19 protein-coding genes are annotated in these 15,075 nt (G+C 63.4%); 7 read left to right on the forward strand and 12 right to left on the reverse strand.

Annotated features, from left to right (window positions below; all coding sequences use genetic code 11):
* Positions 1–2: 2 nt before the first annotated feature.
* From MOV80_RS08830 to MOV80_RS08870, 9 genes are all read right to left on the reverse strand, one after another.
* Positions 3–365 carry a helix-turn-helix transcriptional regulator gene (locus MOV80_RS08830; protein ID WP_233620761.1) on the reverse strand — a complete coding sequence of 121 codons (363 nt, stop codon included), beginning with the start codon at positions 363–365 and terminating at the stop codon, positions 3–5.
* A 41-nt stretch (positions 366–406) separates the two neighbouring features.
* Positions 407–703, reverse strand: a complete 297-nt coding sequence (locus MOV80_RS08835) for a hypothetical protein (protein WP_200122378.1) — start codon at positions 701–703, stop codon at positions 407–409.
* Complete coding sequence (locus MOV80_RS08840; RefSeq protein ID WP_200122376.1) at positions 700–1,023, reverse strand: hypothetical protein; 324 nt, start codon at positions 1,021–1,023, stop codon at positions 700–702. The genes MOV80_RS08835 and MOV80_RS08840 overlap by 4 nt, the downstream gene beginning before the upstream one ends.
* Positions 1,024–1,025: 2 nt before the next feature.
* On the reverse strand, positions 1,026–1,337 hold the full coding sequence (locus MOV80_RS08845; protein ID WP_249605051.1) for an XRE family transcriptional regulator: 312 nt from the start codon (positions 1,335–1,337) through the stop codon (positions 1,026–1,028).
* Positions 1,330–1,983, reverse strand: a complete 654-nt coding sequence (locus MOV80_RS08850) for a hypothetical protein (protein ID WP_249605052.1) — start codon at positions 1,981–1,983, stop codon at positions 1,330–1,332. The genes MOV80_RS08845 and MOV80_RS08850 overlap by 8 nt, the downstream gene beginning before the upstream one ends.
* Entirely contained in the window at positions 1,980–2,711 is a 732-nt protein-coding gene (locus MOV80_RS08855) for an ATP-binding protein (protein ID WP_249605053.1), read from the reverse strand. Before MOV80_RS08855 ends, MOV80_RS08850 begins: the two co-directional genes overlap by 4 nt.
* An 11-nt stretch (positions 2,712–2,722) precedes the next feature.
* On the reverse strand, positions 2,723–4,672 hold the full coding sequence (locus MOV80_RS08860) for a transposase family protein (RefSeq protein WP_249605054.1): 1,950 nt from the start codon (positions 4,670–4,672) through the stop codon (positions 2,723–2,725).
* A gap of 281 nt (positions 4,673–4,953) precedes the next feature.
* On the reverse strand, positions 4,954–5,430 hold the full coding sequence (locus MOV80_RS08865; RefSeq protein ID WP_107731690.1) for a hypothetical protein: 477 nt from the start codon (positions 5,428–5,430) through the stop codon (positions 4,954–4,956).
* A 61-nt stretch (positions 5,431–5,491) separates the two neighbouring features.
* Positions 5,492–5,785 carry a helix-turn-helix domain-containing protein gene (locus MOV80_RS08870; protein WP_200122467.1) on the reverse strand — a complete coding sequence of 98 codons (294 nt, stop codon included), beginning with the start codon at positions 5,783–5,785 and terminating at the stop codon, positions 5,492–5,494.
* 182 nt (positions 5,786–5,967) lie between these two features.
* Between MOV80_RS08870 and MOV80_RS08875 the strand changes: the two genes are divergently transcribed.
* Positions 5,968–6,438, forward strand: a complete 471-nt coding sequence (locus MOV80_RS08875; protein WP_107731688.1) for a helix-turn-helix domain-containing protein — start codon at positions 5,968–5,970, stop codon at positions 6,436–6,438.
* Between the two features lie 665 nt (positions 6,439–7,103).
* Here the strand turns inward: MOV80_RS08875 and MOV80_RS08880 are convergent.
* Both MOV80_RS08880 and MOV80_RS08885 read right to left on the reverse strand, forming a co-directional pair.
* A complete protein-coding gene (locus MOV80_RS08880) occupies positions 7,104–7,457 on the reverse strand; it encodes a hypothetical protein (RefSeq protein WP_081950272.1) in 354 nt (117 codons plus the stop codon).
* 115 nt (positions 7,458–7,572) lie between these two features.
* The gene (locus MOV80_RS08885) at positions 7,573–8,193 is read right to left on the reverse strand and encodes a S24 family peptidase (protein ID WP_019102565.1); all 621 of its coding nucleotides are present in this window, start codon (positions 8,191–8,193) and stop codon (positions 7,573–7,575) included.
* Positions 8,194–8,720: 527 nt separating this feature from the next.
* Here MOV80_RS08885 and MOV80_RS08890 point away from each other — a divergent pair.
* Positions 8,721–9,062 carry a hypothetical protein gene (locus MOV80_RS08890; RefSeq protein WP_249605055.1) on the forward strand — a complete coding sequence of 114 codons (342 nt, stop codon included), beginning with the start codon at positions 8,721–8,723 and terminating at the stop codon, positions 9,060–9,062.
* A gap of 73 nt (positions 9,063–9,135) precedes the next feature.
* Here the strand turns inward: MOV80_RS08890 and MOV80_RS08895 are convergent, their stop codons facing one another.
* Positions 9,136–10,083 (reverse strand): sugar-binding transcriptional regulator, encoded by a 948-nt coding sequence (locus MOV80_RS08895; protein WP_019102567.1) that lies wholly within the window; start codon positions 10,081–10,083, stop codon positions 9,136–9,138.
* A 236-nt stretch (positions 10,084–10,319) separates the two neighbouring features.
* On the opposite strand from MOV80_RS08895, the gene MOV80_RS08900 reads away from it, so the two are divergent.
* The 5 genes from MOV80_RS08900 to MOV80_RS08920 all read left to right on the forward strand — a co-directional run bounded on the left by MOV80_RS08900 (position 10,320) and on the right by MOV80_RS08920 (position 15,073).
* Entirely contained in the window at positions 10,320–11,096 is a 777-nt protein-coding gene (locus MOV80_RS08900) for an L-iditol 2-dehydrogenase (protein WP_019102568.1), read from the forward strand.
* 153 nt (positions 11,097–11,249) lie between these two features.
* Positions 11,250–12,557, forward strand: coding sequence for a sugar ABC transporter substrate-binding protein (locus tag MOV80_RS08905; protein WP_249605056.1), 1,308 nt, complete (start codon positions 11,250–11,252; stop codon positions 12,555–12,557).
* 85 nt (positions 12,558–12,642) lie between these two features.
* Complete coding sequence (locus MOV80_RS08910) at positions 12,643–13,575, forward strand: sugar ABC transporter permease (protein WP_249605057.1); 933 nt, start codon at positions 12,643–12,645, stop codon at positions 13,573–13,575.
* Positions 13,572–14,396 carry a carbohydrate ABC transporter permease gene (locus MOV80_RS08915; RefSeq protein ID WP_161524089.1) on the forward strand — a complete coding sequence of 275 codons (825 nt, stop codon included), beginning with the start codon at positions 13,572–13,574 and terminating at the stop codon, positions 14,394–14,396. The genes MOV80_RS08910 and MOV80_RS08915 overlap by 4 nt, the downstream gene beginning before the upstream one ends.
* Positions 14,393–15,073 carry an HAD family phosphatase gene (locus tag MOV80_RS08920; protein WP_107731951.1) on the forward strand — a complete coding sequence of 227 codons (681 nt, stop codon included), beginning with the start codon at positions 14,393–14,395 and terminating at the stop codon, positions 15,071–15,073. The genes MOV80_RS08915 and MOV80_RS08920 overlap by 4 nt, the downstream gene beginning before the upstream one ends.
* Positions 15,074–15,075 lie beyond the last annotated feature (2 nt).

A 15,075-nucleotide genomic window follows, 5' to 3' on the forward strand; every position in this document is an offset into this window, starting at 1 on the left:
GGTCAGCCCTCCCGGCCTGTTTCCAGTTGGTTGACGCTGCCGGCCTGTTCAGCCTCAGCTGCGGCCAGCTTCATTGACGCGATCAGCACCTGGAAGCGCTCGGCGGTGCGGCGCAGTTGCCCGGCGTCCAGCGTTCCGCCGATCACGGCCCGCACCAGGTCGGCGTTGCCGCTGCTAATCAGCCGCGTGTCGATGTCAAGTTCGTGCTGCAGGCGGACCAATTCAGCGACCGGCTTCGGGATTTTGCGCTCGTTCTCATAGCGCGAGCCGCCGGACTGGGTGACGCCTACCCGGCTCCAGAATTCGCCCTGTTTCATGCCGCGGTTGCGACGGATTTCGAGATAGTTTTTGCGTGCGGTTTGCATGTCATGCTCCTGATGGTTACGGGGGTGTCGTGGGTTTGGGGTTACGGGTACTGGGTCCAGATCACGCGGCAACCGGCGCGTTCGAACTGGGCCTCGCTGAAGCGGCCATCATCGTTGCTGCCGAACGAGTAGAACGAGGCCTCGCCGGTGGCGATCAGCCGGTCGCACTGGATGCTGTGGCGCACGCGAATCGTTGGCTTCATCGGGTGTTCCTGTACCGAACTCAGCACGGTGAGCCCTTCGCGGCTCAGCAGCTCAATCGCGGCGGCGATCCGGTGAGCGCCGGCCAGCATGTAGACATTGGGCACCGGCCGGCCCAGCGGCAGGACGGCGCTCATGGCCGGGCCTCGGTCACGTAGAGATTCAGCGGCCGGCGCTGCAGGCAGCAGCGCGCCATGCGGTACAAGAGGGCAAAGCCGGTGCGCCCCATCGGCACATTGACCCGCAGCTCGTCGTCCCGCTGGTCGTCGTCGCTCCAGAAGTCGACGCGGCCACTCTCAAAACGCTGACGATAGAAATCGACGGTCAGTTGCAACGCCGGCTGGCGGTCCAGCGTATGGCGGCGGATCAGGAAGTATTCCCGGCCGGCAACGGGCTGCTCGTGCAGCTGCTGATTCGATTGGATGCGCTGCAGAGCAGCGGTTTCGCTATGTAACATCGTCACTCTCCTGTGCTGCGGTTGGGGCAATGCCGGCAGTGCTGCCAGTTCGCCAACTTGCTGGGGTTATGTGTCGGGATCGGGCCGGCGGAGATCGTCGCGCAGACGTCGCGGGCGATGGCGTGCCCGGTGAACGGGCACGCGACAGTGCCGAACTCTGTTTGCACCGCGTTTTGCACCAGGTCGACGCGGCCGCCGTATTTGCCGGCCAACACTAGGCTGATGGTGGTGCGCGAGTAGTTCAGCCGACGCGCTACCGCCTGCTGGCCCTCGGCCTGGACGGCGGCGTGCAACATCGCGAGCCAATTAGTCATGGTGCGGTGCCTCTTGCTGGACGATCTGCGCCCAGTTCGGGTCGTAGACCGTTTTCAGAAGCTGAACCATCGGTGCCCGCGGCCCCGGCGCTTTGCCGGTGATGGGGTGAATGGGGCGCAGTCGCAGCCGGCAGGGGCTGTTGCCGCCGCCGGGCTTCCCTTGCGAGGGCTGAACGATGTCCAGATAGCCGGCCTGCTCCAGTGCGAGCAGGTAGTTTTTGGCCGTGGATGGGGCAATCTGGTGTTCAGGCGTCGAGGCATCGCGGGCGATGCTGTGATAGTCGAACTCGCTTTTGCTCATTCGGATCACGCGCCACATATTGGTGTTGCCAATGCCACGATTCACCACTTGGCCGTGACGATTGAGCCGCGGCGCGTCGACGCCGCAGTCGTTGGCCAGCCGGTAGGTTTTGGCGGCGATACTGGTGTTGCGGCGCGGGCTGGTGCTGCTGATATAGCCGCCGCGCTCCAGCGCCTGCAGATACGCCTTCGCGGTTAGGATGTCGATGTCGGCATAGCAAGCGACGTCGTTCAGCGTGAAGCTTTCACGACGGGCGCGGATGGTTTCCCAGGCCAGCTGGCGCGGACTTTTACCGCCGGCCAGTTCCAGTTGAGCCGGTTTGCGGCCGTTGCGGGGCGCGGTCATTGCGGCAGCCTCCGGGTCGGTGCTTTGCCGTTGTACAGCGGCCGGGTACCCCACACCTCCAGGGTGGCCACGTCCCAGCCTTCGGCCAGTCCCTCTTCGCGAATCAGGTTCAGGTTGTTACCAACGCGGCGCACCGAGCCGCGGGCTTCATCCACCACGCGCTGCAGCAGGCAATCTGCGACCGGCAGATCGGCGCAATAGATCGGTGCCAGTTTGCGGGCGTCGGCCAGGCTGACCGGCTGGGCCGGCACCCAATCCAAAACGCGGCTATGGACCCGTTCCCATTTGGCGAGCTTGTGCGGTAGTGCTTCCTCGCCGACCAAAATGATGCTGGCGCGCCAACTGGTGTCGTGAATGTCGCGGATCAGTTGAATCAGCCGGGGCTTGTCAGCCGCATAGTCGGCTTCATCGATGATCATCGGGCGCTGGCTGGTCGATAGCTGCTGCGCGACTTGGTCGAGCATGGCGCTGGTGGTGCGGCCCGCTTGGATGTCCATTTCGGCGAGGACTTTTTGCAAGAACGTCTTGCAAGTCCACGAGTCGGAAACGCGGACGAAATAGCCGTTGTGGCGCAGATAGGCCTGAGTCGCGGCTTGGGTTTTACCGTAGCCGCTGGGGCCAAACATCACGGCCAGCCCATCCGAGCCACTCGGGCGGTTCAACAGGCGCAGCGCCGTGGCGTGCATCAGATCGACATTGGTAATGTCGGCGGTAGCATTCAAAGTCATGTTTCAAACTCCTAGTGGTTGCCGGCGTTGCGCGGCTGGCTGGCCTGCAGCTTCTGGTGCTTCTCGTGCTGGACCATGAATCGGGCGGTCTTGGGGAAGCCGGCGAAAAAGCGCTGTTCGTTTTCGGGGATCGCCTGACCGTGCTCGACCAAGTCGGACAGTTCCAGCCAGCGGCGAAACTTGGCTTCGTCGCTCAGCGGGATGTCGACCGGGGCCGGGGCAGATTTAGCCGCCAACGCCTGCTGGCGTTGAATCGCCAGCGGGATATTGGATTGAGGGTTGTCGACGGCCTGGACTGCGGCTGCGGCGGCGCGGGTGCCCTGGGTGTCGACGGCGGCGGCCGGCCGCGGCAGCGAGACCAACTTGCCGGCGCGCTCGGCGTCGGCGCGAAGGATTTCCTGCACAACTTCGTCGGTGGCCGCCTTGCGTGCCAGCGCTTTGAGTTCGCGCTTCTGGCGGCTGACCTCAGCGGCCTGCATGCGTTTGGCCTGCTGTGCTACAAGTTGGCGATCCATGCCGGTGCGTTCCGGGCATTCGGCGACGCAGATGAACTGGCCGTCGTGGAACACGTAGACGCGGCCCAGGTCGGTGGGGTCCAGCCGGACCTGGACTTGACGGCCGATCAGATTCACCGCCAATTCCGGGGCGATGAACCAGCCGCCGTCGATCTGCAGGCCTTTTTTCAGCACGGTGCGGTCGATGCGTTCGGCCAGCAGCACGTCGAGCAGGCGCGGGTTGTCGATCTCCTCGACCTCACCGGCCCAGGACGCCGCTTTTTCAACGGGACTCATCTCAAGCTGGCTGTGCGTCGTGTTGTGGTAACGCACCAGCCATTGGTCGCAGAACGCCTGCAGCTGCTGGCTGCTCATGCCGACATCCAACACTGTGTTTTTGGTGAACAGCCGTTCCGAGAACTGCTTGCGCGCCTCAATGGCTTTGCGCTCGGCGACGTTGTGGCCGATATAGCCCGGCAGCAGCTCCAACAGATCGTGCGAGAAAGTGCGGAAAAGTCGCTCGATATGGGGTTTGTGCCAGGGCTGGAACGGCGGGCATTTGATCTGCTCAATGTCCAGTGCGCGGAACACGTCGTCGACGTAGACGCCGACGTATTCCTGGCCATTGTCGGTTTTGGCCTCGGCGCATTTGCCCCAGTCCAGCAGCGCGGCCCGGACCAGGACGCCCACGCCCAGGGCGCGGCTGGTTTTGGCAACCAACAGCTTGGCGCGGCGGCTCCAGACGTCGATGACGCCGAGCAAGCAGTAACGGCCATCGGTCAGCATCAGATCGGCCGGGGTGGAGTCAAACTCCCAGCGCTGGTTCAAGCCGTAAACGTCTTCAGACGCGGAGCCGAACGCCGACATGTGTTGGTTTTTCCACGCGTCCGGGTTGATTAGGGCGGTAAACAGCTCGGCGTTGTCGGTTTTCCATTGATTGATGAAGCGGCGGAACGCGTGGTATCCGGGCACGGACACGTTGCTGTGGCCGGCAAAGCGGGCGGCGGCGGCTTGCTCAAGGTGGACCGGCTTGATATGCGGATTGCTGACCAGCATGCCGAGGGTGAAGTTGTGCAAATCCGGCTGCAAACTGATCTGGCAGCGGCCGCGCTGGTGGCTGCCGTCGAGTTTGTCGACGAAGGCCGCAAGGCCGGTTTTTTCGTAATCGGACACCCACATCTGCAGAGTCCGCAGCGCGATCTGCTCAATCACGCCGGCGGTAGCGATGGCCAGCTCCGGGTATTGCACCTTATTCGCCTGCAGGTGGCCGGCGTTGAAGTGGCTGACGAAGGCTTCGTACAGCTTGCGCGACGGCCGCATGCCGTGGAGCTTGAGATAGGTGTACCAGGCTAGGGTGATACTGCGGCGCGCTTCGAAGCGTGCGACCTGTTTTGGCGTCAGTTTCGGCAGCCGCAGCAGCACTTCGCGGTCGGCTTCACGGCGGTTTTCGTCGTCCAGCAAGCTCATTTGCGAGCCAGGGATTCGGCTATTGATCGCCGGGGCGGCGGCGGGGTCCATCAGTTGGTCAACGCGACCGGCGGCAGCGGCGCGGGCTTGGATGGCGCGGACGGCGTCAATTGGGAGGCTAGAAATAGCGTACTCGAACCCCTTACCTTGGAGCTTCTTGCGAGCGTCCCACTTATTACGCTCAGCAGTGATGCGAATGCCCCTTTCAGTCCCCGGAAGGTTAGGCAAGCGCATATTCGCTAGCTCTGACGCGCTGAAATACGACTTGAATGCGGGGGAGTTCATGCTTGGCCCTCGCAGAAATCGAGCTCAGGCTGGCCAATTTTGCGGATGTTTTCGCGGTGGTAGGCCGCTTGCGAAAGGACAACGCCGAGTAAGGCCAGGGTTTCCGCGACGCTCGTTTTGTCGCGGTAGCATTGCTCCAGCAGCATGATCACTTCGCCAAAATTAGCCTGCATTTCCCCAAGGTCGCTCGCTTTGGCGGCACGGCCAGACGGGATGGCGATCACCACTTTGTCTCCATGAGCCGTGCAGAGGTATTCGCTGATGTAGGAGGCTTTGCAGAAGGTTTCGAACTGGCGAACGCGGTTCAGCGGCATGCTGTTGTCCGCCAGCCAGCGGTAATAGGTCTTGAGTTCAACACCCATCAGGTCCGACATGCGCTTCGGAACCAAGCCGATCTTGGATGCCGCCTCTACTTGCCGGTTGATGGCATCGCTGAGGCTCGATGAAACAGTTTGTGTTAGTCGTTTTCCCATTTGTCTTGACCTCTGAATGAGAATTGGCGTGGTAGTTATTCCGAGTGGGGTTCACTACCATTCACGAGGAGACAGGGGACGTACTTGCGCAGTCCTCTGTAGATTTGGGAAGCGCGGCAGGAAAAACCGGCTTAAAATGGCGCTTGTTGTAGCGACTTGGCCAGATGCTTTCCGGGGGGACTCCGATAGCAGCGGCAATGATGCCCTCTGCTTTCGGCCATGACCGGTCAAGTGCATTGTTGAGTGCGCCTGCGCAGAGTCCGGCTTCAATGGACAGTCTGCGAAGTGACCACCCCGCCTTGTGGACGGCTGCAACAATATCCGCCCGATGCCAGTCGGCGGCTTTTTTTTGCACTGTTGGTGTGTTCATTTGATGATCTCTTGCAATGAATTCGCAAGCACATTATGGATCGCATCCGATCCATTCATCAATAAAAAACACTCATTTCCGATTCGCTTCCGATTCGGATGCGATTGATTTGACTAGGGATTGCACTGTTTTCTCAATGAAAACAGACATATACGATTGGAATTTGCATGGCTTCAGCCAAAAATGGATCGTTTCCGATTTGCAACAGTGGCATCGGAGACCGCATTGGAACCGTTGCAGACCTCTACGGCACAAAGGGTGAGGCCGCCTCTACAGCTGGGGTTAGCCCAATCTCGCTCCGTAGATACATCGCGGAAGAGCAAGCACCACCATTTGAGGTTCTGGCAAACTTGGCTATGGCAAAAGGTGTTTCTCTTGAGTGGCTGGCAACCGGGGAGGGTGAACTCTACGCGAGACAAAGAGTTGTTCACGGTGAGGTAAAAGCATCTGAGGACGACGCCGTCGAAATGGTCAAACTAAGCGTTCAGGCGCTAGAGGAATGGCTGCTAGAGGAAAATTTAGAGCTCGACCCGGAGCGCAAAGCGGAGGTTGTGGTGGTGTTGTATCGCTACTTACGGTCTCGAAATACAGTCAATCCACAGGAAATTGCTAGCCTATTGCAAGCGTTGGCGGCCTGAGCTTAGCAACTGCCCTTAGTGCTGGTTGCGAGCCTGATAATACTAATCTAGGATGTCCGCGTCATATTAATTTGCGGCGGCAAGGCGTCATGGGGGATCAGGGCACTATCGATCATCTCAAGGGGCTGCTCGCAAAAGCTAGGCCACCAACGCCCCGACGACGCTTCCCACGGGATATAGAGGCTGCGAATGATCCCACAATCCCGCATCAGACAAGCGTTTCAGCGGCTGTAATGCATGCAGGTAGCCGAGCAGCGCCACTTTCCCTCGCATTTGCCCACTTTTGGGTGGAGGATCGATGGCAAACGGCCATTGTTTGGCTGGTGGTCTTGTGGCCATACGCAAAAAAGCGGTGGCGGCAGGGTTGGGGCTGGCAGGTTCAAAACTCTTCTAAGACGCCGCCAGATGGATGCAAAACCAGCCACAAAAATCATGCTTCCACAGATTTTCGATGCAACGGCTGGCTTTCGTCATCAAAATGGCGGCTAGATTGCTCAGAGACAGCGCCCAGGCTTGATTTCCCGCCACTTTATCCCATGTCATCCTGGCTCATCCCACTTCCTGACCCAGTGCAATACTCCTAGCAACATCACAAAAAGATCGTAAACAGGTTCTAAGAGCGGCTAGCATTGTCAGTTTCACGTCTTTCGCCAATCAAGACGGCTCTACATTTCCTGGACAAACATCACCGTGTTTCCGGCTGGATCGCTGACTTGGGCAAGCTTTATGAATCCCAGGTCCTGTGTTTCGCTAGCGGCAACACCAGCGTCTTGACAAATTGCCCTCTGTGTTTCGATATTGCGGACACCGCACACTACACATGATTTACCCGCCAGGCTTGGGTCTGGCGCAAGCGAAACTTGAATCCAAGCATTTTCTGCCAGCCGCCATTCGGCGACTCCCTCATAAGGGGTAACATCCGGCTTGCGCCCAAGCCATTTGGCGTACCATTCAACGGCTCCGCCGAAATCATTCACGTGAAGAACGGAGACTACGCTCGTAAAATTGTTATTCGACATGTCCTTATTCTCCTTGTTACGATTTTTTCAGTGCGTGAAATGCTGCTTAACCGCGCAGCGGATTCAATGCCTTGAGCAAGGCTGCCAGTAAGCAAAGACCATGAACAGGTCCGCGCTACACCTGCCGCCCCAGCCACACCACCCGCCCCAACACCGAGAAATCCGCCGGCGGCGCGGCCAGGTCCACCTCAAACGGCGGATAAGCCTCATTGGCGCTGGACAAGCCCAGCTTGCCGCCCGGCAGCCTCTGCGCCCGGCGCACCACCACCTCGCCGTCCAGCTCCAGCGCGTACAAGCCGCTGCCCGGCTGGGTTTCCGCCCGGTTGATCAGGGCCAGGTCGCCATCGTTCAACACGCCGTCCATCGCATCGCCCGCCACCGCAACCGCCGCCAGCTGGCCGGCCGGCAACTTGAGCCGGGATTCCAGCCAGCCCAGCGCCAGCGGCAGAGCCGCGCCGTCGCCGTAACACAGCACCTCCACATGCGCGCCTTGCGGCGCATACGGCGCCAAGGGCTCGCCGGTGCGCGGCCCCGTCGCCCCCGGCAAGGCCTCCCCTTCGCCAAACAGCAGCCAATCCAGCCGCGCGCCGGTCAGGCGTGAAAACTTGGCTACCAGCACGGCGGACGGTTTGCGCGTGCCGCCTTCGTAGTTCTGCAGCGACACCAGCGATATGCCCAGTTTCTGCGCAGTGACGTCGCGCGCTTCCTTCAGCACCGTGTCGCGGATAAACCTCAATCGTTTGCCAAGAGATTCCAATATCCACCCCCTCAGAATCGGTTCAAAGTCTGCTGCGCTTCATGGCGCCTTGTACCGCGCCGCGCCGCCATTCCGCCGCCTCAGCCGCAACGCCTTGTCCCGCTTGAGCCCCCCTGCGCCCTGAACAGGCTCTCAGCTTCAACAAGGAACGAAGCGGATAGACGGAAAAACCACATTCACGGTCACTGCAATGAGTTGATTTTATTGAATATATTTATATTTTAAAATTGCGGACCACGCTCGCATTTGCAATTAACCGCGATCGTGGTGAGATAGCGTCACGCCAATGACTCAACAGGCTAACGCCGCCAAGGCCAGCCAAACCAGTCAGCGGATAAGCCCCGCGGCCACCCGCCAGGCCTCCCTTGGGTCAAGGCGGAACCGGAGTTCCGACACGATTCGTGCATTCTAAGCCGCTCATCTCGAAATCGCGAATCCAGCCGGTCCGCCTTCCGCCCAGCGGACCACGCCCCGCGCCAGCCCATAACGGACTTCCAGGAGCTTCCATGCCGATACGCAACCTCCTCGCCCGATTCGCCAAACCGCCGCCGGCCAAACCGCCCGCCCGCCTGATCAAGACCGTCCAGCAGTTGCACGCGCAGCGCAGCGACAACCCCGCCCTCGCCGCCATCGACCTTGAACTGGCCTATCTGTCCCGCTGCTGCGAACACTACGACGACATCGCCGACGAACTGCGCCAATGCTGCGAGGCGCTGAGCGCGCTGCTGCTGATGCTGCGCCACACGGAAAACGCGCAACTGCGCGGCAAGGCGCTGTGGGCTTTGCTGGAGCCTTTGCAACAACGTTTGCAGCTGGCCGCAAGCAAGCTGGAGGCGGTGACGTCCTGAACGCCCATCGGCCCGCATTGCCTGATGCTTGGGCTGCGCTGGCGCCATGGGAGATACACGCGGCGGGCGCCCCTCATCCCTCCAATATCCGCCGCGCGCAGGCCTCGTCGGTAACCAGGCCGGACAGCCATTCGCCGCGCAGCGCCGCCAGGATGGCGGCCGCCTTGTCCTCGCCGCCGGCGAAGGCGATCACCGGTTTGGCCGGCCGCGGCCTCAAGGCCAGGCTGGTTACCCGCTCCTGCACCGTTTCGCCCACCAGCCGGCCGGCGCTGTCCATCGGCCGGCCCAGCAGCTCCGCCACCGCCTGGCGCGCCATCAGCCCGGCAATCTCGGTCTCGTCCAAAAAGCCGTCCTCCTGTAGGGGGCAGCCCGGCGCAATGGCGCCGATGCCGATGAAGGCCACGTCGGCCTCCGCGCCCAGCGCCTCCACCGCGCGGTACAGCCGGTGGTTGCACCATTGCGCGCGGTCGTCGGCGCTGTCGGCGTACAAGGGCGCCGGCAGCAGGTAGTAGCGGCTCTGGGTTTTCTGCGCCGCCGGCAAGGCCACGTCGTAACGGTTGGAACAGCCGTCGTGGGCGATGGTGCCGATCAGCGACACCAGCCGGTGCTGCGGGCTGTGAATGTCGCCCAGTTCGTCGATCACGGCCTTGAGCGTGCGGCCGGACCCCAGGGCCGCCACCAGCGGGCGCGGCTGCTGCAAATAGCTCTCGAACACGCGCGCGCCGGCCACCGCCAGCTTCTTGCGCAATTCGGCCGGGGCGTCGCCGTCGGCCGGCACCACCTCGCACAGCTGCAGACCAAAGCGCTGGCGCAAGGCTTCCGCCAATGCCAGGCAGGCCGCCACCGGATGCGCCACCGTCACCTTGACCAGGCCCTGGTCCACCGCCGCCGCCACCAGCCGCTGCGCCACCTGGCGCGACACTTGCAACTGCTCGGCGATCTCGTTCTGGGTCTTGCCCGCCACGTAATACAGCCAGGCGGCCCGCGCCGCCTGGTCCAGCTTTTCCTGCTGTTTGGACAAAACACCCTCCTCGCTTGATTTGGCCCTCGCCCGCGTCCGCAACGCAGAGACACGCATTCTAAACGATTGGCGCGCCGCGCTTCATTCGCCGCAAGCACGAAGAAATAGGCTTTTAAAATCATGCTGCTATGCAGCACTTCTTTTTCGCCCTCTGCGCTTGACAGCCCTCTTCATTTTATCGAATATTTGCCCACAACAAGAGCAAATGCTCAAAAACAATCTTTGGAGGAGAAAGCATGAAGTTGAAACACAAGGTGGCCATCGTCACCGGCGCGGCCGGCGGCATCGGGCTGGCGGTGGCGCGCCGCTACCTGGCCGAGGGCGCGCGCTGCCTGCTGGTGGACCTGCGGCTGAGCCCGGAACTGCTGGCGCTGGCCGGCGGGGCGGACGCGGACAACACGGCCTTGCTGGCCGCCGACATCGGCAAGCGCGACGATATCGAACACATCGTCCGCGCCGCGATCGAGCGCTTCGGCCGCGTGGACATCCTCTACAACAACGCGGCGCTGTTCGACCTGGCCCCGCTGCTGGAAGCCAGCTGGGACAGCTATGAGCGGCTGTTCGCCGTCAACGTCAAGGGCATGTTCTTCCTGATGCAGGCGGCGGCGCGGCAAATGGCGGCCCAGGGCGAGGGCGGCAAGATCATCAATCTGTCGTCCCAGGCCGGCCGCCGCGGCGAGGCGCTGGTGGCCCATTACTGCGCCAGCAAGGCGGCGGTGATCAGCTACACCCAGTCCGCCGCCCTGGCGCTGGCGCCGCACGGCATCAACGTCAACGCCATCGCGCCCGGCGTGGTGGACACGCCGATGTGGGATCAGGTGGACGCGCAGTTCGCCCTTTACGAGAGCCTTGGCCCCGGCGAGAAAAAACGGCGGGTGGGCGCGGCGGTGCCGCTGGGCCGCATGGGCAGGCCGGAGGATTTATGCGGCGCGGCGGTGTTTCTCGCCTCCGCCGACGCGGACTACATCACCGCCCAGACGCTGAACGTGGACGGCGGCAACTGGATGAGCTGAGCCGCCACGCCGGCAAACCGCCCTGATTCACGCCTCAATACCCGATCCAGAACCGCAGACACCGCCCCGAGCGGGCCCGAGCCGCCGCCGCATCGCGCCCGGCGCCGGCCGCACCAGCTTTGTCCGCAACGCTTCAAGCTAAGGAGAAACGCCATGACCAGACCCTGCCGCTTCCCGCTGGCCGCCGCCCTGCTGCTGGCCGGCTCCGCCCACGCCGCCACCCTCACCATCGCCACGCTGAACAACCCGGACATGATCACGCTGAAAAAGCTGTCCCCGGCCTTCGAGGCGCAAAACCCCGGCATCAAGCTCAACTGGGTGGTGTTGGAGGAAAACATGCTGCGCCAGCGCGTCACCACCGACATCGCCACCAAGAGCGGCAAATTCGATCTGATGACGATAGGCACCTACGAAGCGCCGATCTGGGCCAAGAAAGGCTGGTTGCAGCCCATGGATCAACTGGCGCCCGGCTATGAGCTGGCCGATGTGGTCAAGACCGCGCGCGACGCGCTGTCCTACAAGGGCCAGCTGTACGCGCTGCCCTTCTATGTGGAAAGCTCGATGACCTATTACCGCAAGGACTTGTTCGCCAAACTGGGGCTGAACATGCCGGAGCGGCCCACCTATCAGCAGATCGCCGGTTTCGCCAAAACGCTGAAGGAAAAAGGCGGGGTATACGGCATCTGTCTGCGCGGCAAGGCCGGCTGGGGCGAGAACATGGCCTATCTGTCCACCCTGGTGCACACCAACGGCGGCCGTTGGTTCGACGAGCAATGGCGGCCGACGATAGACAGCCCGGAGTGGAAGCAGTCGCTGAACTTCTACGTGGACCTGATGCGCAACTACGGCCCGCCGGGGGCCAGCACCAATGGTTTCAACGAGAACCTGACCCTGTTCGCCAGCGGCAAATGCGGTATCTGGATAGACGCCACCGTGGCCGCAGGGCTGTTGTTCAATCCCAAGGAGTCTCAGGTGGCGGATAAAGTGGGCTTCGCCCAGGCGCCGACGGGGGTGACGCCCAAGGGCTCCAGCTGGCTGTGGTCCTGGGCGCTGGCGGTACCCCAATCCTCGCGTCAGCAAGCGGCGGCCAAACAGTTTGCCCAATGGGCCACCTCCAAGGACTACATCCGGCTGGTGGCCAAGGATCAGGGCTGGACTTCGGTGCCGCCCGGCACCCGCCTGTCCACTTACCAGCAGCCGGAATACCTGAAGGCCGCGCCCTTCGCCAAATTCGTGCTAGCGGCGATCCAGCAGGCCAATCCCAATGACCCGGCGCTGAAAAAAGTGCCCTACACCGGCATCCAGTATGTCGGCATCCCGGAGTTCCAGTCCTTCGGCACCGTGGTCGGCCAGGCCGTTTCCGGCGCGCTAGCCGGTCAAAGCAGCGTGGACGCCGCGCTGAAAGCCGGCCAGGCGGCGGCGGACCGGGCGGTGCGGCAGGGCGGCTATCAAAAGCCGTAAGCATAAGAACCCAAGAGCCTGTTCCCAGCGCTTTGCCGCCCCCATCCACCCACGACCGCCGCTACGGCGGTCCGGAGGAAACCCCATGCCCTCTCCCGCTCATACTTTACGCGCCGCCGCCGGCGCGGCCCCGCCTTCCAGGACGCGCCGCGGCGGCGCGCGGCGCTGGCTGCTGGCGCCGGCGGTGCTCAGCCTGTTGCTGTGGTCGCTGGTGCCGCTGGCGATGACCCTGTATTTCTCGGTCAACCGCTACAGCCTGCTGAGCCCGGACGAATCCGGCTTCGCCGGCCTGGACAATTACCGCTTCCTGTGGAGCGATCCGGCCTTTTTCCCCTCCATCGCCAACACCTTGCTGCTGACCGGCGCGGTGCTGCTGATCTCCGTCGTCGGCGGCCTGCTGATGGCGGTGCTGTTCGACCAGCCCTGCTTCGGCCGCGGCCCGGCCCGCTTGCTGGCCATCGCGCCCTTCTTCGTAATGCCCACCGTGGGCGCGCTGATCTGGAAGAACATGCTGCTGCACCCGGTCTACGGCCTGTTCGCCGCCGCCGCGCAAGCGCTGGGCCTGCCGCCGGTGGACTGGCTGGGCCAGTACCCGATGTTCTCGCTGATCCTGATCGTCAGCTGGCAATGGCTGCCCTTCGCCTTCCTGATCCTGCTCACCGCCATCCAGTCGCTGGACCCGGAACAGAAGGAGGCGGCCCAGATCGACGGCGCCGGCCCGCTGGCCATGTTCTTCCACATCATCCTGCCTCACCTGAGGCGGCCCATCGGCGTGGTGGTGATGATTGAAACCATCTTCCTGCTGTCGGTGTTCGCGGAAATCTACGCCACCACCGGCGGCGGCCCCGGCACCGCCACCACCACGCTGTCCTTTTTGATCTACGCGGTGGGCCTGCAACAGTTCGATGTCGGCCTGGCGTCCACCGGCGGCGTGCTGGCGGTGGTGCTGGCCAATATCGTGGCGGTGTTCCTGATCCGCATGCTGGCGCAAAACCTCAAGGAGGAAGGGCAAGCATGAACCGGAAACCGACGCTGTCCTGGCGCTACGCCGCCACCTCCGCCGCGGCCTGGCTGATCGCCCTGCTGCTGTTCTTCCCCATCCTGTGGATGCTGCTGACCGCCTTCAAGACCGAGGCCCAGGCCTATCAGCTCAGCCTGTGGTTCCAGCCCACGCTGGACAGCTTCCGCGAGGTGTTCGCCCGCAGCGACTACCTGGCTTTTGCCGGCCACTCCATCGCCGTGTCCTTCGGCGCCACCGCGCTCAGCCTGCTGCTGGCGGTGCCGGCCGCCTACAGCCTGGCCTTCCATCCCGGCGCGCGCGCGCAGTCGCTGCTGCTATGGATGCTGTCCACCAAGATGCTGCCTTCGGTGGGTGTGCTGCTGCCGGTCTATCTGCTGCTGAAACAGGGAGGCCTGCTGGATACCGTGACCGGGCTGGTGCTGGTCTACGCGCTGGCCAATCTGCCGATCGCGGTGTGGATGGCCTACACCTATTTCTGCGAAGTGCCGCGCGAAATCCTGGAAGCGGCGCGCATGGACGGCGCCGGCCTGTGGCAGGAAATCATTCATATGCTGCTGCCGATGGCCCTGCCCGGCCTGGCGTCCACCAGCTTGCTGCTGCTGATTCTGAGCTGGAACGAGGCTTTCTGGAGCATCAATCTGTCCAGCGCCCACGCCGCGCCGCTGACGGTGTTCATCGCCTCCTACTCCAGCCCGGAAGGCCTGTTCTGGGCCAAGCTATCCGCCGCCTCGCTGCTGGCGGTGGCGCCCATCCTGGCGCTGGGCTGGCTGACGCAAAAGCAGCTGGTGCGCGGCCTCACCTTCGGGGCGGTCAAATGAGCGGCGCCGTCGCCCATCTGGTCTGCGATTGCGACGGGGTGCTGCTGGACAGCGAGGCCGCCGCCCAGCACGCGCTGCAAACGCAGCTGGCTGCTCGGCTGCCCGGGGTGGACGCGGCCGCCGTGATCCAGCCGCGGCTGGGCATGACGCTGGAAGCGCTGCTGGCCGACATCGCCGGCCAGCACCCCTTGCCGCTGACGCCGGACGAGATCGCGCGCATCCGCCGCGCGGTGGACGCCGAGGTGGCGGCGCGGCTGCGGGCCGTGCCCGGCGTGGCCGCCGCCTTGCGCGCCATCCCCCTGCCCAAGGCGGTGGCCAGCAACAGCGCCGGGGCGCGGGTGCGCGCGGCGCTGCGCCGCACCGGGCTGTGGCCCTTGTTCCAGGGCCGCGTGCATTGCGCCGACGAGGTGGGCGCGGCCAAGCCGGCGCCGGATGTCTACCTGGCGGCCTGCCGCTCGCTGCGCGCCGCGCCGGATGACTGCCTGGCGCTGGAGGACAGCGTCACCGGCGTCACCGCCGCCCGTGCCGCCGGCCTGCGCGTGTTGGGCTTCGCCGGCGCCGGCCACATCGCCGCCGGCCACGCTGAGCGGCTGCTGGCCGCCGGGGCCGGCCTGGTCTTCGACGATATGCGGCGGCTGCCGGAGCTGGTGCGCCGGCTGCAAGCCCGTCCGTTCTGAAA

The organism is Chromobacterium sp. IRSSSOUMB001, from assembly GCF_023507765.1.
Classification (GTDB): domain Bacteria; phylum Pseudomonadota; class Gammaproteobacteria; order Burkholderiales; family Chromobacteriaceae; genus Chromobacterium; species Chromobacterium haemolyticum.